The 20,193-nt window shown below is 72.4% G+C and carries 18 protein-coding genes and 1 tRNA gene; 15 read left to right on the forward strand and 4 right to left on the reverse strand.

What is annotated here, in order from left to right; translation table 11 throughout:
- The first annotated feature begins 87 nt into the window (after window positions 1–87).
- Complete coding sequence (secD, locus tag AC51EU_RS14165; protein WP_496267263.1) at window positions 88–2,430, forward strand: protein translocase subunit SecD; 2,343 nt, start codon at window positions 88–90, stop codon at window positions 2,428–2,430.
- Between the two features lie 114 nt (window positions 2,431–2,544).
- Here the strand turns inward: secD and AC51EU_RS14170 are convergent.
- Window positions 2,545–2,618 (reverse strand) — tRNA-Pro (locus tag AC51EU_RS14170).
- A 152-nt stretch (window positions 2,619–2,770) separates the two neighbouring features.
- On the opposite strand from AC51EU_RS14170, the gene AC51EU_RS14175 reads away from it, so the two are divergent.
- The 6 genes from AC51EU_RS14175 to AC51EU_RS14200 all read left to right on the forward strand — a co-directional run bounded on the left by AC51EU_RS14175 (window position 2,771) and on the right by AC51EU_RS14200 (window position 10,409).
- Complete coding sequence (locus AC51EU_RS14175; RefSeq protein ID WP_496267246.1) at window positions 2,771–3,145, forward strand: DUF488 domain-containing protein; 375 nt, start codon at window positions 2,771–2,773, stop codon at window positions 3,143–3,145.
- A gap of 138 nt (window positions 3,146–3,283) precedes the next feature.
- Complete coding sequence (locus AC51EU_RS14180; RefSeq protein WP_496267247.1) at window positions 3,284–4,477, forward strand: argininosuccinate synthase; 1,194 nt, start codon at window positions 3,284–3,286, stop codon at window positions 4,475–4,477.
- 84 nt (window positions 4,478–4,561) lie between these two features.
- Entirely contained in the window at window positions 4,562–6,013 is a 1,452-nt protein-coding gene (gene argH / locus AC51EU_RS14185) for an argininosuccinate lyase (protein WP_496267248.1), read from the forward strand.
- 105 nt (window positions 6,014–6,118) lie between these two features.
- Complete coding sequence (locus AC51EU_RS14190; RefSeq protein ID WP_496267249.1) at window positions 6,119–6,670, forward strand: TetR/AcrR family transcriptional regulator; 552 nt, start codon at window positions 6,119–6,121, stop codon at window positions 6,668–6,670.
- Complete coding sequence (locus AC51EU_RS14195; protein WP_496267250.1) at window positions 6,667–8,250, forward strand: MFS transporter; 1,584 nt, start codon at window positions 6,667–6,669, stop codon at window positions 8,248–8,250. Before AC51EU_RS14190 ends, AC51EU_RS14195 begins: the two co-directional genes overlap by 4 nt.
- A gap of 188 nt (window positions 8,251–8,438) precedes the next feature.
- Window positions 8,439–10,409, forward strand: coding sequence for a bifunctional metallophosphatase/5'-nucleotidase (locus tag AC51EU_RS14200; RefSeq protein WP_496267251.1), 1,971 nt, complete (start codon window positions 8,439–8,441; stop codon window positions 10,407–10,409).
- 64 nt (window positions 10,410–10,473) lie between these two features.
- Here AC51EU_RS14200 and AC51EU_RS14205 read toward each other — a convergent pair whose 3' ends face one another.
- Window positions 10,474–11,142, reverse strand: a complete 669-nt coding sequence (locus AC51EU_RS14205) for a lysophospholipid acyltransferase family protein (RefSeq protein ID WP_496267252.1) — start codon at window positions 11,140–11,142, stop codon at window positions 10,474–10,476.
- A gap of 261 nt (window positions 11,143–11,403) precedes the next feature.
- Here AC51EU_RS14205 and AC51EU_RS14210 point away from each other — a divergent pair, with 261 nt between their 5' ends.
- Both AC51EU_RS14210 and AC51EU_RS14215 read left to right on the forward strand, forming a co-directional pair.
- The gene (locus AC51EU_RS14210) at window positions 11,404–12,561 is read left to right on the forward strand and encodes a glycerophosphodiester phosphodiesterase (protein ID WP_496267253.1); all 1,158 of its coding nucleotides are present in this window, start codon (window positions 11,404–11,406) and stop codon (window positions 12,559–12,561) included.
- A gap of 301 nt (window positions 12,562–12,862) precedes the next feature.
- Entirely contained in the window at window positions 12,863–13,363 is a 501-nt protein-coding gene (locus tag AC51EU_RS14215; RefSeq protein ID WP_496267254.1) for a GNAT family N-acetyltransferase, read from the forward strand.
- Window positions 13,364–13,442: 79 nt separating this feature from the next.
- Here AC51EU_RS14215 and AC51EU_RS14220 read toward each other — a convergent pair whose 3' ends face one another.
- Together AC51EU_RS14220 and AC51EU_RS14225 are read right to left on the reverse strand one after the other, a co-directional pair.
- A complete protein-coding gene (locus AC51EU_RS14220) occupies window positions 13,443–13,886 on the reverse strand; it encodes a hypothetical protein (protein ID WP_496267255.1) in 444 nt (147 codons plus the stop codon).
- A complete protein-coding gene (locus tag AC51EU_RS14225) occupies window positions 13,879–14,247 on the reverse strand; it encodes a hypothetical protein (RefSeq protein WP_496267256.1) in 369 nt (122 codons plus the stop codon). Before AC51EU_RS14225 ends, AC51EU_RS14220 begins: the two co-directional genes overlap by 8 nt.
- 676 nt (window positions 14,248–14,923) lie before the next feature.
- Here AC51EU_RS14225 and AC51EU_RS14230 point away from each other — a divergent pair.
- From AC51EU_RS14230 to AC51EU_RS14255, 6 genes are all read left to right on the forward strand, one after another.
- Window positions 14,924–15,973, forward strand: coding sequence for a methionine ABC transporter ATP-binding protein (locus tag AC51EU_RS14230; RefSeq protein WP_496267257.1), 1,050 nt, complete (start codon window positions 14,924–14,926; stop codon window positions 15,971–15,973).
- Entirely contained in the window at window positions 15,970–16,710 is a 741-nt protein-coding gene (locus tag AC51EU_RS14235; RefSeq protein WP_496267258.1) for a methionine ABC transporter permease, read from the forward strand. The genes AC51EU_RS14230 and AC51EU_RS14235 overlap by 4 nt, the downstream gene beginning before the upstream one ends.
- Before the next feature lie 65 nt (window positions 16,711–16,775).
- Window positions 16,776–17,630, forward strand: coding sequence for a MetQ/NlpA family ABC transporter substrate-binding protein (locus AC51EU_RS14240; RefSeq protein WP_496267259.1), 855 nt, complete (start codon window positions 16,776–16,778; stop codon window positions 17,628–17,630).
- A gap of 172 nt (window positions 17,631–17,802) precedes the next feature.
- Window positions 17,803–18,438: a GNAT family N-acetyltransferase gene (locus tag AC51EU_RS14245; RefSeq protein WP_496267260.1), complete on the forward strand. Its 636-nt coding sequence runs from the start codon at window positions 17,803–17,805 to the stop codon at window positions 18,436–18,438.
- 108 nt (window positions 18,439–18,546) lie between these two features.
- The gene (gene cbiE, locus AC51EU_RS14250) at window positions 18,547–19,767 is read left to right on the forward strand and encodes a precorrin-6y C5,15-methyltransferase (decarboxylating) subunit CbiE (RefSeq protein ID WP_496267261.1); all 1,221 of its coding nucleotides are present in this window, start codon (window positions 18,547–18,549) and stop codon (window positions 19,765–19,767) included.
- Between the two features lie 236 nt (window positions 19,768–20,003).
- Window positions 20,004–20,193, forward strand: a 190-nt coding sequence (locus AC51EU_RS14255) for a hypothetical protein (protein ID WP_496267262.1), incomplete at its 3' end; no start/stop codon positions are given.

The raw sequence follows: 20,193 nt of genomic DNA on the forward strand, positions 1-20,193 counted from the left end.
CCCGCCCCTCTCCAGCAGCTGACCGGCTCCCGTCGTTCACCGCCGCGCCCCGCGACCCGGGTCGCGGCACGCCTGTTGGAGGCACCGATGACCCGCGCCACCCGCGTGCGGGCGCTGCTCGCGCTCGCCGTCCTGGCCCTGTCCGCCTATCTCGCCCTCACCCAGCCCGCCCGGCTCGGTCTCGATCTGCGCGGCGGTACGCAGATCGTCCTGGAGACCCGCGACACCCCGTCGGCCACCGCCGACCGGGACGCCACCGACCGCACCCTGGAGGTCCTGCGCCGCCGCGTCGACGCGCTCGGCGTCAGCGAACCCACCCTCGCCCGCTCCGGGGACCACCGCATCGTCGTGGAACTCCCCGGCGTCCAGGACCCGAAGGAGGCCACCGACGTCCTGGGCCGCACCGCCCAGCTCACCGTCCACCCCGTCACCGGCACCGCGCCCCCCGGACAGCGCGACGCGAAGGACACCCCCGGGGACAAGGGCGCACGGACCCTGCCCGACGAATCCGGCACCCGCCTGAAGCTCGGCCCGCCCGCCCTCACCGGCGACGCCGTGGACCGCGCCGAGGCACAGTTCGACGCGGAGACCGGCGCCGGCTGGTTCGTCTCCCTCGACCTGCGCGGCACGGGGAAGAAGTCCTGGGCCGAGCTGACCGGCAAGGCCGCCTGCGCCCCGCCCGGCGACCCGGCCCGGCGCGCCGCGATCGTCCTCGACAACAAGATCATCTCCTCGCCGCAGGTCGACCCGACCGTGGCCTGCGGCACCGGCATCACCGGCGGCTCCACCCGGATCACCGGCGGATTCGACGAGCCCCAGGCCCGCGAACTGGCGCTGCTCGTGACCGGCGGCGCGCTGCCCGTCCCCGTCGAGATCGTCGAACAGCGGACCGTCGGCCCCACCCTCGGCGCCGAGGCCATCGAGTCCAGCGCCGTCGCCGCCGTCATCGGCGTCGCGCTCACCGCCTTGTTCATGATCGTCGTCTACCGTCTGCTGGGCACCCTCGCGGCACTCTCCCTGGCCTGCTACGCGCTGATCTCCTACGCCGCCCTGCTCGCCGTCGGCGCCACCCTCACCCTCCCCGGGCTCGCCGGTTTCGTGCTCGCCATCGGGATGGCGGTGGACGCCAATGTGCTGGTCTTCGAACGCGCCCGCGAGGAATACCTGGCGCCACGCACCGGACCCGGCGCCCGCCGCGGCCGGCCCAGAAGCCTGCACACCGCGCTGACCGGCGGCTTCCGGCACGCGCTCAGCGCCGTCGCCGACTCCAACATCACCACCCTGCTCGCCGCGGGACTGCTGTTCCTCTTCGCGTCCGGACCGGTCCGCGGCTTCGGCGTCACCCTCTGCATCGGCGTCCTGGCCTCCATGGTCAGCGCGCTGGTCGTCACCCGGGTGCTGGCCGAGTTCGCCGTCACCCGCGCGCCGCTGGAACGCCGCCACGGCCTGAGCGGCATCGCCTCCACCGGGCGCGTCCGCACCTGGCTCCAGCGCCGCGACCCGCGGCTGATGCGCCACCGCCGCCGCTGGCTCGCCCTGTCCGCGGTCCTGCTGGCCCTCGCGTCCTGCGGGATCGCCGTACGCGGCCTGGACCTCGGGGTGGAGTTCACCGGCGGCCGCATGATCGAGTACTCCACCACCCGTCCCGTCGACGCGGACCGCGCCCGCGCGGCGCTGGGCGAGGCGGGCTTCCCCCGGGCCGTGGTCAACACCTCCGGCGACGGCGAGCTGACGGTACGCACCGACGACCTGTCCGCCGCCGAGGAGAAGCGGGTCACGGGAGTGGTGCGCGACCTCGGCGGCAGCACGGAGAAGGTCCGCGACGAACGGATCGGCCCCAGCCTCGGCGACGAACTGCGCCGCAACGCGCTGATCGCGCTCGGGGTGGCCCTGGCCGCCCAGATGGTCTATCTCGCGGTCCGGTTCCGCTGGACGTTCGCGCTCGCCGCGGTCGCCGGCATGGCGCACGACGTGGTGATCCTCGTCGGCGTCTTCGCCTGGCTGGGCAAACCGGTCGACGGGGTGTTCCTCGCCTCGCTGCTGACCGTCATCGGCTACTCGGTCAACGACACCGTCGTCGTCTTCGACCGCATCCGGGAGATGTGGGCGGCCGACCGCCGCGCGCCGTTCCCGCGGATCGCCGGAACCGCCCTGGTCCAGACCCTGCCGCGCACCGTCAACACCGGTATCGGCGCCCTCTTCGTCCTGGCGGCACTCGCCGTGCTGGGCGGGGACTCGCTCACCGACTTCGCGCTGGCGCTGCTCATCGGCGTCGTCTTCGGCATGTACTCGTCGCTGTTCACCGCGACACCGCTGGCCATCGTCCTGGAGTCGTACAGCAATGCGCCGCCGCCGCGGCCGCGCTCCGGCCGTCCCGCTCCCGCCCGCGGGGGCCCGCGGAGGACGGAGGACAACGGCGCCCGGGTCTGACACCGGCCGCCGGGGCGCCCGTACGGCACCGGCCGTACGGGCCCCCGGCGCCGGGTCCACGCAAAAGCCCGCCGATCAGGAGCAGAACTCCTGGTCGGCGGGCTTCTCGCACCGTCGGGACGACAGGATTTGAACCTGCGACCCCTTGACCCCCAGTCAAGTGCGCTACCAAGCTGCGCCACGTCCCGGTGCTCGTACCGGCCGGATGAACCCCGGCCGGGCGTGCAGGAAGAAAAATACCCTGTCCGGGGCCAGGATTCCAAAGCGGGGGTCCGAAGAGCCGGGATCCGGCCCCCGCCGCCCACCGGTGCCGCAGCGAAATGCGTGCTTCGATGGAGATATGACCGGAAAATCCTCTGCCGATGTCCGGGTGCGCCGGGTGTACGACCCGCCGGAGCCGGCGGACGGCGCCCGGGTCCTGGTCGACCGGCTGTGGCCGCGCGGCCTCGCCAAGGAGGACGCCCGGCTGACCGAGTGGTGCAAGGCGGTGGCCCCTTCCTCGGAGCTGCGCCGCTGGTACAAGCACCGGCCGGAGCGCTTCGGGCGGTTCGCCGACCGCTACCGCGCCGAACTGGAGGAGCCGGGGGCGGGGGAGGCGCTGCGGCATCTGCGCGAGCTGGCGCACGACGGCCCGCTGACCCTGCTCACGGCGACCAAGGACCTGTCGCACGGGCATGTGAACGTCCTGCTCGACGCCCTCCGGGCCGCCCGCTGACACCCCCCGAGCATCCCCGGACCCTCCGTGACGCGCCGGTGACACGCCGCTGAGCTGCGGCGTTCCCCATCTGTTGACGAACCATACGGTCGAGTGCATAGTTATACCCATCAGCGTTTGCACCGTAAGGAGAAACCCGTGACCGAGCGCGTCGTACTCGCCTACTCGGGCGGCCTGGACACCTCCGTCTGCATCGGCTGGATCGCCGAGGAGACGGGCGCCGAGGTCATCGCCGTCGCCGTCGATGTCGGCCAGGGCGGCGAGGACCTGGACGTCATCCGCAAGCGCGCGCTCGCCTGCGGTGCCGTCGAGGCGGAGGTCGCGGACGCCAAGGACGAATTCGCCGACGAGTACTGCCTCCCGGCGATCCAGGCCAACGCCCTCTACATGGACCGCTACCCCCTCGTCTCCGCCCTGTCGCGGCCCGTGATCGTCAAGCACCTCGCCGCCGCCGCCAAGAAGCACGGCGCGTCCACCGTCGCCCACGGCTGCACCGGCAAGGGCAACGACCAGGTCCGCTTCGAGGCCGGCATCGCCTCCCTCGCCCCCGACCTCACGTGCATCGCCCCGGTCCGCGACTACGCGATGACCCGGGACAAGGCCATCGCCTTCTGCGAGGCCAACAACCTCCCGATCGCCACCACCAAGAAGTCCCCGTACTCCATCGACCAGAACGTCTTCGGGCGCGCCGTGGAGACCGGCTTCCTGGAGGACATCTGGAACGCGCCGATCGAGGACGTCTACGAGTACACCCAGAACCCCGCCACCCCCCGCGAGGCGGACGAGGTCGTCATCACCTTCGACAAGGGCGTGCCCGTCGCCCTCGACGGCCGGCCGGTCACCGTCCTCCAGGCCGTGCAGGAGCTCAACAAGCGGGCCGGCGCCCAGGGCGTCGGCCGGATCGACATCGTCGAGGACCGTCTCGTCGGCATCAAGTCCCGCGAGGTGTACGAGGCGCCCGGCGCCATCGCGCTGATCACCGCCCACCAGGAGCTGGAGAACGTCACCGTCGAGCGCGAGCTGGCCCGCTACAAGCGGCAGGTCGAGCAGCGGTGGGGCGAGCTGGTCTACGACGGCCTGTGGTTCTCCCCGCTCAAGCGGGCCCTCGACGGCTTCATCGCCGAGGCCAACCAGCACGTCAGCGGCGACATCCGGATGACACTGCACGGCGGCCGCGCCGTCGTCACCGGCCGGAAGTCGGCCTCCTCGCTCTACGACTTCAACCTCGCGACCTACGACACCGGCGACACCTTCGACCAGTCGCTGTCCAAGGGCTTCATCGAGATCTTCGGCATGTCGAGCAAGATCGCGGCCAAGCGCGACCAGGGCTGACCCGGTCCGCGCCCCGCACCACCACGCCGCCTCCCGCCCCCGCGCCGGGAGGCGGCGGCACATCCACAGCCTTGAGGAGCAGCAGTGAGCAACGGCGCTGAGCCGACGACGGAAACGAGCACCGGCGATGTCCGGCTCTGGGGAGGCCGCTTCGCCGACGGGCCGGCACAGGCACTCGCCCGGCTGTCCGCGTCCGTCCACTTCGACTGGCGCCTCGCGCCGTACGACATCGCCGGGTCCCGCGCCCACGCCCGTGTGCTGCACACCGCCGGCCTGCTCACCGCCGACGAGCTGGAGCGGATGCTCGCCGGCCTCGACCGGCTGGAGGCCGACGTCGCCGACGGCTCGTTCACCGGCACCGTCGCCGACGAGGACGTGCACACCGCCCTGGAGCGCGGGCTGCTGGAGCGGCTCGGCCCCGACCTCGGCGGGAAACTGCGGGCCGGCCGGTCCCGCAACGACCAGGTCGCCACCCTCTTCCGGATGTACCTGCGCGACCACGCCCGGATCATCGGCGGCCTGATCGCCGACCTCCAGGAGGCGCTGATCGGCCTCGCGGAGGCCCACCCGGACGTGGCCATGCCCGGCCGCACCCACCTCCAGCACGCCCAGCCCGTCCTCTTCGCCCACCATGTCCTCGCCCATGTGCAGGCGCTGTCGCGGGACGCCGAGCGGCTGCGGCAGTGGGACGAGCGCACCGCCGTCTCGCCCTACGGCTCCGGCGCGCTGGCCGGCTCCTCCCTCGGCCTCGACCCGGAGGCCGTCGCCGCCGACCTCGGCTTCGAGCGGGGCGCGGCCGGCAACTCCATCGACGGGACGGCCTCGCGGGACTTCGTCGCGGAGTTCGCGTTCGTCACCGCGATGATCGGCGTCAACCTCTCCCGGATCGCCGAGGAGGTCATCCTCTGGAACACGAAGGAGTTCTCCTTCGTGACCCTGCACGACGCGTTCTCCACCGGCTCGTCGATCATGCCGCAGAAGAAGAACCCGGACATCGCCGAGCTCGCCCGCGGCAAGTCCGGCCGGCTGATCGGCAACCTCACCGGCCTGATGGCCACCCTCAAGGCGCTGCCGCTCGCCTACAACCGCGACCTCCAGGAGGACAAGGAGCCGGTCTTCGACTCCTGCGACCAGCTGGAGGTCCTGCTGCCCGCGTTCACCGGCATGATGGCGACACTGACCGTCCACCGGGAGCGGATGGAGGAACTGGCCCCGGCCGGGTTCTCGCTCGCCACCGACGTCGCGGAGTGGCTGGTCAAGCAGGGCGTGCCGTTCCGGGTGGCGCACGAGGTCGCGGGGGAGTGCGTCAAGGAGTGCGAGGCGCACGGCATCGAGCTGGACCAGCTCACCGACGCGCAGTTCGCCGCGATCTCGCCCCATCTGACGCCCGAGGTCCGTACCGTCCTCGACGTGCCCGGCGCGCTCGCCTCGCGCAGCGGCCGCGGCGGCACCGCGCCGTCCGCCGTCGCCGTCCAGCTCGCCGAGCTGAAGGCGGACCTCGCCCGGCAGCAGGAGTGGGCCGCCGCCAAGCGCTGACACCCGCCGGCCCCGCTTCCTCCCCGGGAGCGGGGCCGCGCCATGCCGCGAGCGGCCACCGTCCCTCGTGAAACATTTACGTCTCATTCGGTTAAAGTGAGTCTCATGGCCGTTGACCGCGCACACGTACTCACCGCAGCCGCCGCACAGCTCACCCGACGGGCGAGCTCCTCCATGGACGAGATCGCCCGCGCCGCCGGCATCAGCCGTGCCACCCTCCACCGGCACTTCGCCGGACGCGACGCCCTCATCCGCGCCCTGGAGGAACGCGGCATCGAGCAGTTCGGCCGGGCCCTCGACGCCGCCCGCCTCGACGAGGACGACGCCCCCACCGCCCTGCGCCGCCTGATCGCCGAGGCCGAACAGGTCGCCGGCATCCTCGCGTTCCTGCTCACCGAGAACCAGCTCTTCGAGGGCGACGGCATCAACGAGGGCTGGGCCCGCCTCGACGCCCGCATCCAGGCCCTCTTCCGCCGCGGCCAGGAGGACGGCGACTTCCGCATCGACCTCGCCTCCGTCTGGCTCACCGAAGCCCTCTACGGACTCATCGGCTCCGGCGCCTGGGCCGTCCACGAGGGACGCGTCGCCCGCAACGACTTCACCCACTCGATCGCCGAACTGCTGATCGGCGGCATCCGCCGGAGCAACGGCCGATGAACCCCACCGCCCCGGACCCCGGCAGCACCCCCCGCCCCGGACGCTGGCTCGCCCTCGGCGTCCTCGTCCTCGCGGTCCTCCTCGTCGGCGTCGACGCCACCGTCCTCGGCCTGGCCACCCCCTTCCTCAGCGAGGACCTGCGCCCCACCGGCACCCAGCTCCTGTGGATCGGCGACATCTACTCCTTCGTCATCGCCGGTCTCCTCGTGTCCATGGGCAGCCTCGGCGACCGCATAGGACGCAAGAAACTCCTGCTCACCGGGTCCGTCGCGTTCGGCGCCATGTCCGTGCTCGCCGCCTACGCCACCAGCCCCGCAATGATGATCGCGGCCCGCGCCCTGCTCGGCGTCGCGGGCGCCACCCTGATGCCGTCCACCCTCGCGCTCATCCGCAACCTCTTCCACGACCCCAGGGAACGCAGCCTCGCCGTCGGCGTCTGGGGCGCCGCCGCCTCCGCGGGCGCCGCCGTCGGACCCGTCCTCGGCGGATTCCTGCTGGGCCACTTCTGGTGGGGCTCGGTCTTCCTCATCAACCTGCCCGTCATGGCCCTGCTCGTCCTCGTCGGCGCCCGCGTCCTGCCCGAGTCCCGCAACCCCGCCCCCGGACCCTGGGACCTGCCCAGCGTCGCCCTCTCCCTCGTCGGCACGGTCGCCGTCGTCTACGCCGTCAAGGAAGCAGCGGTCCACGGCCTCCACGCCGGCACCGCCCTCGCCGCCGTCCTCGGGGTGCTCGCCCTCGCCGTCTTCGCCCGGCGCCAGTACACCCTTCCCTCCCCGCTGCTCAACATGAAGCTCTTCCACCACAGGGGCTTCTCCGGCGCCGTCCTCGCCGACCTCCTCACCATCCTCGGACTGTCCGGACTGGTCTTCTTCCTGTCCCAGTTCCTCCAGATGGTGCAGCTGCGCTCCCCGCTCCACGCCGGCCTCGCCGAACTGCCCGCCGCCGTCGGCGCCATCGGCGCCGGCCTGGCCGCCGGGCACATCGCCCGGCGCCTGTCCGTGCGCGTCGCGGTCGCCGGCGGACTCACCGTCGTCGGGCTCGCCCTCGCCGCCTGCGTCACCCTGCGCGCCGACACCCACATCGCCGCCCTCGGCGTCGTCCTCTTCCTCGTCGGCACCGGCGCCGGACTCGCCTTCACCGTCACCGCCGACGTCATCCTTTCCACCGTCCCCCGCCACGAGGCCGGCGCCGCCTCCGCCGTCTCCGAGACCGCCTACGAACTGGGCGCCGCCCTCGGCATCGCCTTCCTCGGCTCCGTCGTCACCGGCACCTACCGCGACTTCACCACCCCGCCCGGCGTCCCCGCCGACGCCGCCGCAGCGGCCCGCGAATCCCTCGGCGGCGCCCTCGACACCGCCGCGGCCCTCCCCTCCGACCAGGGCGCTGCCCTGCTGAAGGCCGCTCAGGACGCCTTCGTCCAGGGCGTGGACACCGCCGCCGGGGTCGGCGCAGCCCTCCTGCTGGCCGCCGCCTGCGCCGCCTGGTTCCTGCTGCGTGGTCAGGAACTGGCCGGCACCGCGTCAGGACCCGGACAGGAGCGGACCCCTGCCCACGGACGGGCGACAGAAAGCGGCACCTGACGATCACCGGGGCGTGTCCCTTGGCCCACGGCCCCGCACGGCCGCCATACTCCCGGAACGCGCCCCGACCACCGGGTGTCCGGCGCCCGTTCACGCCCGGGACGCGTCCCGGTGGCCGACCCGCCGACCCGCCGCGCTTGACTGGCCGGCCGCCACCACCCGGTACGGCCCGTCAGGAGAGTGACGCAGTGCGTGACATCGGACGACGCTCCTTCATCACCGCGGCCGGCGCCCTGGCCACCCTCGGCGCCATCGGCAGCCCCGCCTACGCCACCGACCACGCCCGCGACGCCCCCACCGCCGACGAGTACATCGACGTCCAACTTCTCAACATCACCGACCTGCACGGCTACCTCCAGGCCGCCCCCGGCGCCAACTCCGTCATCACGGGCGCCGGCGGCCGCACCTACACCGTCGGCGGCGTCGCCCACATGGCCGCCCACCTCGAACGGCTCCGCGACGGCCACCGCAACTCCCTCTTCTTCGCCCCCGGAGACCTCTTCTCCGGCTGGGAGTTCGACACCTGCTCCCTCGCCGACGAACCCACCATCGAGGCCCTCAACGCCATGGGCCTCGACTTCGCCTCCGCCGGCAACCACGAGTTCGACAAATCGGTGACCTACCTCACCTCCCACATGATGAACGGCACCCCCTACCCCGTCATCGGCCGGGACGACGCCTTCGACGACTCCACCGGACGCCGCTTCCCCGGCGCCGACTTCCCCTACTACAGCGCCAACATGGTCTGGGCGGACACCGGCAAGACCGTCCTGCCGCCCTACAACATCGTCGACATCGACGCCGGCGGCGGACGCACCCTCCCCATCGGCTTCATCCACCTCACCACCCTCGGCGCCGAAACCTTCCCCGGCTCCTACCAGCCCGGACTGCGCACCCTCGACGAACTGGAGACCGCCAACCGCTGCGCCGCCGCACTCAAGTCCCAGGGCGTCAACGCCATCGTCCTCAGCATGCACGACGGCGCCGTCGCCGGAAGCGACTTCAACAGCGGCACCGACCCCTCCGGCCCCGCCTACGAACTCGCCCTGCGCGTCTCCTCCGACATCGACGCCATCGTCACCGGCCACTGGCACTGCGCCTTCTCCATGATGCTCCCCGACCCCGACGGCAACCCCCGCCCCTTCGTCGAGGCCGGCTGCTACGGACAGCTCATCAACGAGATCAACCTCCGCCTCGACCCCGCCACCGGACGCGTCGTCCGCCCCCTGACCACCACCACCAACCACCCCAACACCCGCGACATCACCCCCCACCCCGAGGTCAAGGAGATCACCGACTACTGGGCCGGCTACGCCACCCGCCGCGCCGCCACCGTCCTCGGCACCCAGACCGGCTCCTTCACCCGCACCCGCAACACCGCCGGCGAGAGCACCATGGGCGACCTCGCCGCCGACTGGGCCCTGTGGGCCGGACGACAGCCCCTGGACGCCACCGCCGACCCCGGCGGCCACCCCAACACCCCCGCCGACCTCGCCGTCGTCGCCGTCGCCCCCCGCCTCGGACAGACCGTCATCGGCTCCGACCTGCCCCGCGACAGCGCGGCCGACGGCGCCGTCACCCTCGGCCGAGCCTGGAACGCCATCGGCTTCGGCGACCCCGTCATGACCGTCACCGTCACCGGCGCGCAGATCCACGACGCCCTGGAGGAACAGTGGGCGCCGGGCCCCGGTGGCACCCTCACCTACGCGCCGCTCGCCGTCTCCGCCAACGTCCGCTACACCTTCGACGCCTCCGCGCCCCCCGGCAAACGCGTCGACCCCGCCGACGTCCTCATCGACGGCTCCCCCCTCGACACCACCCGCACCTACCGCCTCGCCGCCCCCTCGTACACGCTCATCAACCAGGACGGCTTCAGCGCCTTCCTCGGCTTCACCGCCCCCGTCCGCCATACCCGCGACTTCGAGAGCTTCGTCGCCTACGTCCGCGACACCCGGCAACTGGTCCCCGCGCCGCTCGACCGCGTCCACGCCAAGAACACCGAGGTCCCCGGCGCCCGCACCGGGGACGTCACCGAACGGCCCCAGCCGCTGCGCGCCGACGGAAGCCCCGTGCCGCGCCCCGAGGCCGCACTGAGCACCGCCCGCACCCAGGGCCCCCAGGGACAGCGGGCGGTCGGCGGCTTCCGCGTGCCCTGCTGAACCGCGCACACCAAGGGCCCCGCCGTCACGGCGGGGCCCAGGGGAGAAGCGGACGAAGGCCCGGTCAGGCCGCCTTGGCCTTGGTCGCGTACATGTCCACGTACTCCTGGCCGGACAGCCGCATGACCTCGCTCATCACCTCGTCGGTCACGGCCCGCAGGACATAGCGGTCCCGGTCCATGCCCTCGTACCGCGCGAACTCCAGCGGCTCACCGAAACGCACCGTCACCGGCGCGATCCGCGGCCGCCCCTTGCCGCCCGGCTGCACCTTGTCCGTACCGACCACCGCGAACGGCACGACCGGGGCGCCCGTCATCAGCGTCAGCCGGGCGATGCCCGTCCGGCCCCGGTACAGCCGCCCGTCGGGCGACCGCGTGCCCTCCGGGTAGATCCCGAACGCCTGCCCCTCCTCCAGGACGCGACGGCCCGTCATCAGCGCGGCGACCCCGCCGCGCCCGCCGTCCCGGTCCACCGGGATCATCCCGGCGCTGGTGAAGAACCACGCCATCAGCCGGCCCCGGAGCCCCCGGCCCTTGACGTACTCGTCCTTCCCGATGAAGAACACCGGCCGCTTCACCGTCAGCGTCAGGAACAACGAGTCGATGAACGTGACGTGGTTGCCCGCCAGGATCACCGGCCCCGTGCCCGGGACACGGTCCACCCCCTCGACCTTCGGGCGGTACAGGACACGCATGAGGAATCCGAGAAACGCCTTCAGCACAATGCGGGACAACGGGCCCTCCGGGCGGGACGGTACGGGACGGGGGAGCGGGCTCCACGGGAGCGGGCTCCATGAGGATGAGGACGATACTCGCCGGTCACCGCCGCCCGCACCCCGGGTTCACCGCACCGATACACAGAGTTGACAGGCGTTTGTGCCCTATTCCCCCCGATCTCACCCCGGCGTCTCCCCGGCGGCGCCCTCACCCGCCTACGATCAGCCAGTCCCACGCACACCACGGGACACCGGAACCACATACGGCAAGGAGCGGGCATGGACAAGCGGCAGCAGCCGGGACGGCGGACGGTACTGGGGGCCGCGGCGGCCCTCGGCGCGGGAGCGACGGTACTGGGCGGCGCCGGAACGGCCGCCGCCCGCCCGCAGAGCGGCGGCGCGGCACACGGCGGCAACGGCCACCACCTCCCCTTCCCCGCGATCATCGGCCACCGCGGCGCCAGCGGCTACCGCCCCGAGCACACCCTCGGCTCCTACCAGCTCGCCCTCGACATGGGCGCCGACGTCATCGAACAGGACGTCGTCCCCACCAAGGACGGACACCTCGTCTGCCGCCACGAGAACGACATCACCGCCACCACCGATGTCGCCTCCCACCCCGAGTTCGCCGGCCGCAAGACCACCAAGACGGTCGACGGCACCAAGCTCACCGGCTGGTTCACCGAGGACTTCACCCTCGCCGAACTCAAGACGCTCCGCGCCAAGGAACGCATCCCCGGCACCCGCCAGCACAACACCCTCTACGACGGGGTGTGGGAGATACCCACCTTCGACGAGGTCCTGCGCTGGGCCGACCGCGAGGGCCGCCGCCGCGGCCGCCCGGTCTGGCTGCACATCGAGACCAAGCACCCCACCTACTTCCGCTCGCTCGGCCTCGGCCTGGAGGAACGGCTCGCCAAGGCCCTGCGCACCTACGGCAGGCACCGCAAGAACTCCCCGAACTTCCTCCAGTCCTTCGAACCGGACAGCATCCAGCGCCTGGGCAAGCTCGTGGACTGCCCCAAGGTCGTCCTCCTCGGCGGACTCAAGGACCGGCCCTGGGACTTCGTCGAGTCCGGCGACCCCCGCACCGTCGCCGACCTCGTCACCCCCCGCGGCCTGCGCTGGATCGCCCGCTTCGCCGAGGGCATCGGCCCCGACCTGACCGTCATCATCCCGCGCGACGCCGACAACAACCTCGGCCGCCCCACCAGCGTCGTCAAGGACGCCCACGCCGCCGGACTCCTCCTGCACCCCTACACCGTCCGCAACGAGAACACCTTCCTGCCCGCCGACCACCGCCGCGGCACCGACCCCGCCGCCTACGGGGACGTCCTCGCCGTCCTGAGGGCCTATCTCGCCACCGGCATCGACGGCCTGTTCTCCGACAACCCCGACACCGCGCTGCTCGCCGCGGCGGAGTTCCGCACGCACTGACCCACCGTCCGGAACGGCCCACCGCACCCCCGCCTCTCATCCGAGTTGGGAATGTCACAGAGGAGCTGTGGGCCGTTCCGTTCCCCTTGTCCCGTTCGCCTGCGCAGAATGCTCGCCGGCAACGGTTGCCGCTGCCCGTATCCGGGGACCTCTGGACAACAGCAACGACGACCACGCCAGGGAGGCGGCGTCCACCCGACGCCGCCGGTCAGGGCAGAACGTCCACAAGCACCCCGGGGGTGTCCCTCACCCACCGCACCACCGGGGCCCGGACACGCGAACGAAAGGGGAGGCAGACGGCATGGGCACCAGCGTGACCATCTCCGCGGCGACCGACGAGGACGCCGAGCAGATCCTCAAACTCCAGTACCTCTGCTACCAGCCGGAGGCCGCGCTCTACGACGACTACGGCATCGAACCGCTCACCCAGACCCTCGACGCCCTCCGCGCCGAACTGGTCGGCGGCTGCGCGCTCGTCGCCCGGCTCGGCACGGAGGTGGTCGGATCGGTACGCGGCACGGTCGACGCGGACGGCACCGCCGGCATCACCAAACTCATCGTCCACCCCCGCCTGCAACGCCACGGCCTCGGCGGCCGGCTCCTCGCCGCACTGGAGGCCCGCCTGCGCGAGGAACGCGCCGCCCGCCGCTTCCGCCTCACCACCGGCCACCGCAGCGACGGCCACCTCCGCCTCTACCGCAGCCACGGCTACGCCCCCGTCGCCACTGAACAGGTCACCCGTCGGCTCAGCGCCGTCGTCCTGGAGAAGCCCGCCCACGCCGAGGCACCCGCGGCCTCCTGACGCCCGCCGCGACGGGCCCGCGCCGGACGGCGGCGGGCCCGTCGCGGCCGTCACACGGCGTCGCCGGTCGTCGCCCCGCTCACGCCTCCCGCGACCGCCGCAGCCACAGCAGACCGGTCACCGGCAAGGCGACGGGGATGAAGAGGTACCCCATGCCGTAGTCGGACCACACCGTCGCGTCCGGGAACGCCGACGGGTCGACCAGCGACCACGTACCGATCCCCAGCACCCCCAGCAGCTCCAGCGCACAGCAGACGACCGCCGCCCGGCGCGCACCGTCGCCGCCCCGCACCAGCGAGAAGGTGATGAAGCCGTAGACCACCGCGGACACCGCGGACAGCGTGTACGGCAGCGGCGCCACATGGAACTGCGCGATCAGCTGGTACAGCGAACGCGACGCGGCGGCGACGGTGAACACGCCGTACACCGCCACCAGCAGCCGGCCGGGTCCGGTGTCCAGGGAACGCCGGGCCGGTGCCGGCGCGGTCTCCTCGGCCGCCGTGGTCGCAGAGGTCTCAGGCACTGCCGCCTCCCCAGATGTCGAACAGCCGAACTTCCAGCACCGCCAGCACCACGGCCCCCGCCGCGACCGTCGCCGAACCCCAGCGGGTGCGCTCCGAGAGCGACATCAGCCCGGTCGCCGGAACACACGCGACCGCCCCCACCAGATACGCCAGGAAGATCGCGGTGCCCTGCTCGGGCGACCGCCCGCCGGCCAGCTGCACCACGGCGACGATCAGCTGCACCACGGCGAGCAGTGCCACCACGGCCATGCCGAGGAAATGCCAGTCCTTCGTCGGCTCGTCGCGGTACGCGGCGAAACCGCACCAGGCGGCCAGGGCGAGAGCGGTCACACCGAGCGCGACCGTCAGGGCGTCGATCACCGGGACCTCCGGGCACGGCGGCCCGCCGTGGGGATGAGGGGCATGGCCCCGACTTTAATGCGCACCCACCGCGCGGCCGCGCCGGGGCCCGGGGCGGGGCGTGGGTCGCGGAGGTGGTGCGGGGGAGCGGTGCGCCGGGCGCGGCCCTGCGTTCCCGGCGCTGGCCCCTGCTCCCCGCCGTCCCGCCCCGCGCCACCGGCCGTGGCGTTGGCCACAGCCCGCCACCCCCTACCACCGGCCCCGCCCCGCCCGCCGACGTCGTCCTCCCAGGCCGCACAAGTGACGACGGAACCGCCCGGGTTCCAGCCCGCTGTCCACGGACCGGCTTCCGGTGTCCGCCATACGGACCGGCTTGATCCTGCCGCCGCGGTGTCTGGTTTACTTGCCGCCATGACCGCGACGAGCAACCGCACCCCTGCGACCGAGGCGACCACGACGCCCGGTGCTCGCTGCATGTGTCGAATGTGTGACCGCTGAGGGCCCCCGTAGAGCCTCGCGCCCCGAAGCGAGACCGCTCCCGTGCGCCGATCCCGTCCCTCCGCGACGGACTCGGCCGCCCCGCGTCACCGGAACCCGATGCCGGGCCCCGTGCCCTCCGGATTCCCCATGCCGCACTCGCAAAATGCCCCGTGCCCGGCGGGCGAGCCGCCGAGCACTCGACAGTGACGGAATTCCTGTGATCACCACAACGGGCCTGACGAAGGTCTACCGCTCGGGAGACCGCCGAGTCACCGCCCTGGACGGCGTCGATCTGCACGTCCGCGAGGGCGAGGTGTACGGCGTACTCGGCCAGAGCGGCGCCGGAAAGTCCACCCTCATCCGCTGCCTCAACCTGCTGGAACGCCCCACCTCCGGCACGGTCACCGTCGCGGGCCAGGACCTCACCGCGCTCGCCGGGAAGCAGCGGCGCGCCAACGCCGCGCTGCGCACCGCCCGCAGCCACATCGGCATGGTCTTCCAGCACTTCAACCTGCTGTCCTCGCGCACCGTCCAGGACAATGTCGAACTGCCCCTGGAGATCCTGCGCACCGACCGCCGCGAGCGCTCCCGCAAGGCCCTCGAACTCCTCGACCTGGTCGGCCTCGCCGACAAGGCCAAGGCGTACCCCGCGCAGCTCTCCGGCGGCCAGAAGCAGCGCGTCGGCATCGCCCGCGCCCTCGCCGGGGACCCCAAGGTCCTCCTGTCCGACGAGGCCACCAGCGCCCTGGACCCGGAGACCACCCGCTCCATCCTCCAGCTGCTGCGCGACCTCAATCAGCAGCTCGGCCTCACCATCGTCCTCATCACCCACGAGATGGACGTCGTCAAGACGATCTGCGACTCGGCCGCGCTGATGAAGAAGGGGCGCTTCGTCGAGCAGGGCACCGTCGCCGGCCTGCTCGCGACCCCCGGCTCCGAACTGGCCCGCCAGCTCTTCCCCGTCGGCGGCGAATCGTCCGCCGCCCCCAGCACGGTCGTCGACCTCACCTTCCACGGCGCCGCCACCACCCGCCCGGTGATCTCCGAGCTGTCGCGCACCTACAACGTCGACATCTCCATCCTGGGCGCCGCCATGGACACCGTCGGCGGCAAGCAGATCGGCCGGATGCGTATCGAGCTTCCCGGCCCCTTCGAGGAGAATGTCGTGCCCATCGGCTTCCTGCGGGAACAAGGACTCCAGGTCGACGTCGCCGGTGCCGCGGACGCGGCGACCGCCGCCCCGCTGGCCGAGGAGGGGGACAAGTGAGCTGGAACGACATGCAGTCGGTGCTGGCCACCGCCTGTCTGGACACCTTCTTCATGGTGTGGTGGGCGACCGTCTGGGCCGTCGTCGGCGGCCTGCCGCTCGGCGTCCTCCTGGTCCTCACCGACCGCGGCGGCCAGTTGCAGAACACGGTGGTCAACAAGATCATCAGTGTGATCGTCAACATAGGACGCTCACTGCCCTTCATCATCCTGATGATCGCGCTGATCCCCTTCACCCGCTTCGTCGTCGGCACCTCCCTCGGCCCCAGCGCCGCCGTCGTCCCCCTCGCCATCGGCGCCGTCCCGTTCTTCGCGCGCCTCGTCGAGACCGCGGTCCGCGAGGTCGACGGCGGCCTCGTCGAAGCGGCCCAGGCCATGGGCGGCGGCACCTGGACCATCGTCCTCAAGGTCCTGCTGCCGCAGTCCCTGCCCTCCCTCGTCGCCGGCCTGACCAACACCGTCATCACCGTCATCAGCTACTCCGCCATGGCCGGAGCGCTCGGCGCCGGCGGACTGGGCAGCGTCGCCATCACCTACGGACAGCAGCGGTTCGACACCCGTTTCATGATCGTCACGATCATTCTGATCATCGTCGTCGTGACGGCCGTCCAGTACCTCGGCGACCTCGTCGTCCGCGCCCTCGCCCGCCGCCAGTCCCGCGCCGACACCGCCGTCCGCGTCCTGCGGCTGCCCTGGACGCGCAAGGCGGCCGACAAGGCGACGACGGGCACCGCCTGACACGTCACCCCCCGGAGTCCGGACCCTTTGCCGGACACACACCACCCGCGAGAAAGGCACTCTTCGTGCGTTACCTCATCAAGCTCACCGGAGCCGTCGCGGCCACCGCCGCCCTCACTCTCGGACTCGGCGCGTGCAGCGCGCCCTCCGACCCCGACAGCGGCAAGAAGGACGACGCCGCCGCCCCCCTCACCATCGGCGCCACCTCCGTCCCCCAGGCCCAGATACTCGACTTCGTCAAGAAGGACCTCGCCCCGAAGGAAGGACTCAAGCTCACCGTCCGCACCTTCGAGGACTACACGCTCATCAACCCCGCCACCGAGAACGGGGAGCTGGACGCCAACTACTTCCAGCACAAGCAGTACCTCGACGAGTACAACGCCAAGCAGCACGGCGACGTCGTCCCCGTCGTCAACGTGCACCTGGAGCCGATGGGCCTGTACTCCAAGAAGCACTCCAAGCTCTCCGAGCTCAAGAGCGGCAGCGTCATCGGTGTCCCCAACGACCCCAGCAACCAGGGCCGCGCCCTCAAGCTGCTCGCCTCCAAGGGCCTGATCACCCTCAAGGACAACGGGGCCAAGAACCCCGGCCTCAACGACATCAAGGACGCCAAGGGCCTCAAGCTCCAGGAGGCCAAGGCCGAGACCCTGCCCTCCTCCCTCCCCGACTACGACGCCGCGGCGATCAACGGCAACTACGCCATCCCCGCCAAGCTCCGGCCCAGCAAGGACGCCCTCGCCATCGAGCCGGTCCAGGGCAACCCCTACGCCAACTTCGTCGCCGTCAAGAAAGGCAAGGAGAACGACCCCCGGGTGAAGAAGCTCGCCGAGCTCCTCAACTCCGACGCCGTGAAGAAGTTCATCGAGAAGAACTACTCCGACGGCTCCGCCCTGCCGTCCTTCGGCAAGCCGGCCGCCTGACCCCCGGCCCGCACCGCGAAGGCCCGCCCGCGCCCGCACCGCGCGGCCGGGCCTTCGCGCTTGGCGCATCCGCCGCCCGATGCTGCATGCTGGTGCACCCACCCACCACGAAGATCAAAAAACGGCCCGTAAGCACCCGGAATCCTCCGGTCAACGGCGTTGGAGCAGCGGCATGAAACCCACCTTTCCGGATATCTCCCTCAGCACGGACCGGTTGCTGCTGCGCCCCTTCGACGAGACGGACGCCCCCGCCCTCGCCGAGATGATGAACGACGAACTCGTCACCGCCTGGACCACCGCCCCCCAGCCGTACACCGAGGACACCGCCCGCGCCTGGATCACCCGGAGCGCCCCCGCCGCCCGCGCCGCCGGCCACGGCATCGACTTCGCCGTCACCGAATTCCTCACCCAACGCCCCGTCGGCGCCGTCCAGCTCCGCAACACCGACTGGCGCATCCGCTCCAGCGAGATCAACTACCTCACCGCCCCCTGGGCCCGCGGCGAGGGCTACGCCTCCGAAGCGGCCCTCGCCGTCGCCCGCTGGCTCTTCCACGACCAGAAGTTCGAACGCGTCGAACTGCGCACCGCGGCCGGCAACACCGCCTCCCAGCAGGTCGCCCAGAAGATCGGCTGCGTCAGCGAGGGCGTCCTCCGCAACGCCTCGATGGCCCGCAGCCGCACCGAGGACGGCGGCTGGGCCGACTTCCGCACCGACCTCATCGTCTGGAGCCTGCTCCCGGAGGACCTTGACGGCCTCCCCGCCCGCAGGGCCGACGCCAACGGATTCCTCTACCCGGAGTGGAACTGACCCCCGACCGCCCCGGACCCGCCCCGGACCACCCGGGGTAGTCTCTGCCTGCCGCGCGCCACCGCGGCCCCTCCCCGCACAACCACCAGCCACAGGAGACACACGAGCATGGCCGACCGGGTCACGGTGATCGGATGGGACGGCTCCCCGCTGACCGCCGCCGCCCGCTCAGCACTGGGCGCCGCCACCCTCGTCGCCGGAGCCGCCCACCACCTCGCACTGCCCGAAGTGCCCCCCGCCGCCGAACGCATCCGCCTCGGCAGCGTCACCCTCGCCGCCCGCCGCATCGCCCAGCACCGCGGCACCGCCGTCGTCCTCGCCGACGGCGACCCCGGCTTCTTCGGCGTCGTCCGCACCCTCCGCGCCCCCGAACACGGCCTTGAGGTCGAGGTCGTCCCCGCCGTCTCCTCCGTGGCCGCCGCCTTCGCCCGCGCCGGAATGCCCTGGGACGACGCCCGCGTCGTCGTCGCCCACGCCCGCGACCTCCGACGCGCCGTCAACGTCTGCCGCGCCCACACCAAGGTCGCCGTCCTCACCGCACCCGGCGCCGGACCCGCGGAACTCGCCCTCCTCCTCACCGGCGTCCACCGCACCTTCGTCATCTGCGAGGCCCTGGGCACCGACCGCGAACGCGTCACCGTCCTCACCTCCGACAAGGCCGCCGACCTCATCTGGCGCGACCCCAACGTCGTCATCGTCGTCGGCGGAGCACCCGGCGCAGCCGACGCGCCCGGCACCGGCTGGATCGCCGCCCAGGAACCCGGCCACCCCACCGGACCCCGCGGCTGGGGCCTGCCCGCGCACGCCTACGGAGGAGCCCTCGGCGAAGGCGAGTCCGTCCAGCTCCGCACCGCCCAACTCGCCCGGCTCGGCCCCCGCCTGGGCGACCTCGTCTGGGACATCGGCTGCGGCACCGGCGCCGCCGCCACCGAGGCGGCACGCTTCGGCGCCGCCGTCATCGCCGTCGACGCCGACCCCGACGCCTGCGCCCGCACCACCGCCGTCGCCCGCCGCTACGGCGTCCAGGTCCAGGTCGTCCACGGCCCCGCCCCGCAGGCCCTTGAGGACCTCCCCGAGCCCGATGTGGTCCGCGTCGGCGGCGGGGGAGCGGCCGTGGTCGCCGCCTGCGCCGCCCGGCGTCCCGCCCGCATCGTCACCCACGCCGCCACCCGGGACGAGGCCGAAGCGCTCGGCCGCGCCCTGGCCGACGGCGGATACGACGTCGAATGCGCGCTTCTCCAGAGCGTCGACCTCGACACCGCGGCCTGGGTCGAACGCGAACGGTCCGTCGTCTTCCTGGTCGCCGGCTACCGCGTCCCTCACCCGTGACCGGCGTCGGGCCCCGCGGGAGGTAGGCTGGCGGATCGTTGCGCCGCCGTCCCGCGTTCGGCTTCGTACGCCAAATATCCGGAATGTGCCGTGGTCTTGGCGGACGATGAAGCCTGGAGCGCGAACGTGCCGCGAGGCGTACCCGCTCGTTCCGGCTGACGGAACGGCGGACCGCCCCGGCCGGACGCGTCGCACGAGCGGTTGGAAGGAGCACTACCGATGGGCGAGGGGAACGCATGACCGACACCGGCCAGGTCCCGGGCGAGGGGCAGCCGGAGAACGCGGGCGGACATCCCGGGCAGCCTCCGGCGCCCGCCCCCTCCTCCGCGGACACCGCACCGACGCCCCCGCCGGGCGTCGTCCCGCACCCCACCGACTACACCTACCTCGACGACCCCGCCGACCCGGTCGCCGAGGACGACGACC

The organism is Candidatus Streptomyces philanthi (assembly GCF_059553635.1).

Coding starts and splice junctions, on each gene's coding strand:
- AC51EU_RS14175 (WP_496267246.1), top strand. CDS start 2,771: ATGACCGGAAAATCCTCTGCCGATGTCCGGGTGCGCCGGGTGTACGAC.
- cbiE (WP_496267261.1), top strand. CDS start 18,547: ATGGCCGACCGGGTCACGGTGATCGGATGGGACGGCTCCCCGCTGACC.
- secD (WP_496267263.1), top strand. CDS start 88: ATGACCCGCGCCACCCGCGTGCGGGCGCTGCTCGCGCTCGCCGTCCTG.
- AC51EU_RS14190 (WP_496267249.1), top strand. CDS start 6,119: ATGGCCGTTGACCGCGCACACGTACTCACCGCAGCCGCCGCACAGCTC.
- AC51EU_RS14215 (WP_496267254.1), top strand. CDS start 12,863: ATGGGCACCAGCGTGACCATCTCCGCGGCGACCGACGAGGACGCCGAG.
- AC51EU_RS14210 (WP_496267253.1), top strand. CDS start 11,404: ATGGACAAGCGGCAGCAGCCGGGACGGCGGACGGTACTGGGGGCCGCG.
- AC51EU_RS14195 (WP_496267250.1), top strand. CDS start 6,667: ATGAACCCCACCGCCCCGGACCCCGGCAGCACCCCCCGCCCCGGACGC.
- AC51EU_RS14245 (WP_496267260.1), top strand. CDS start 17,803: ATGAAACCCACCTTTCCGGATATCTCCCTCAGCACGGACCGGTTGCTG.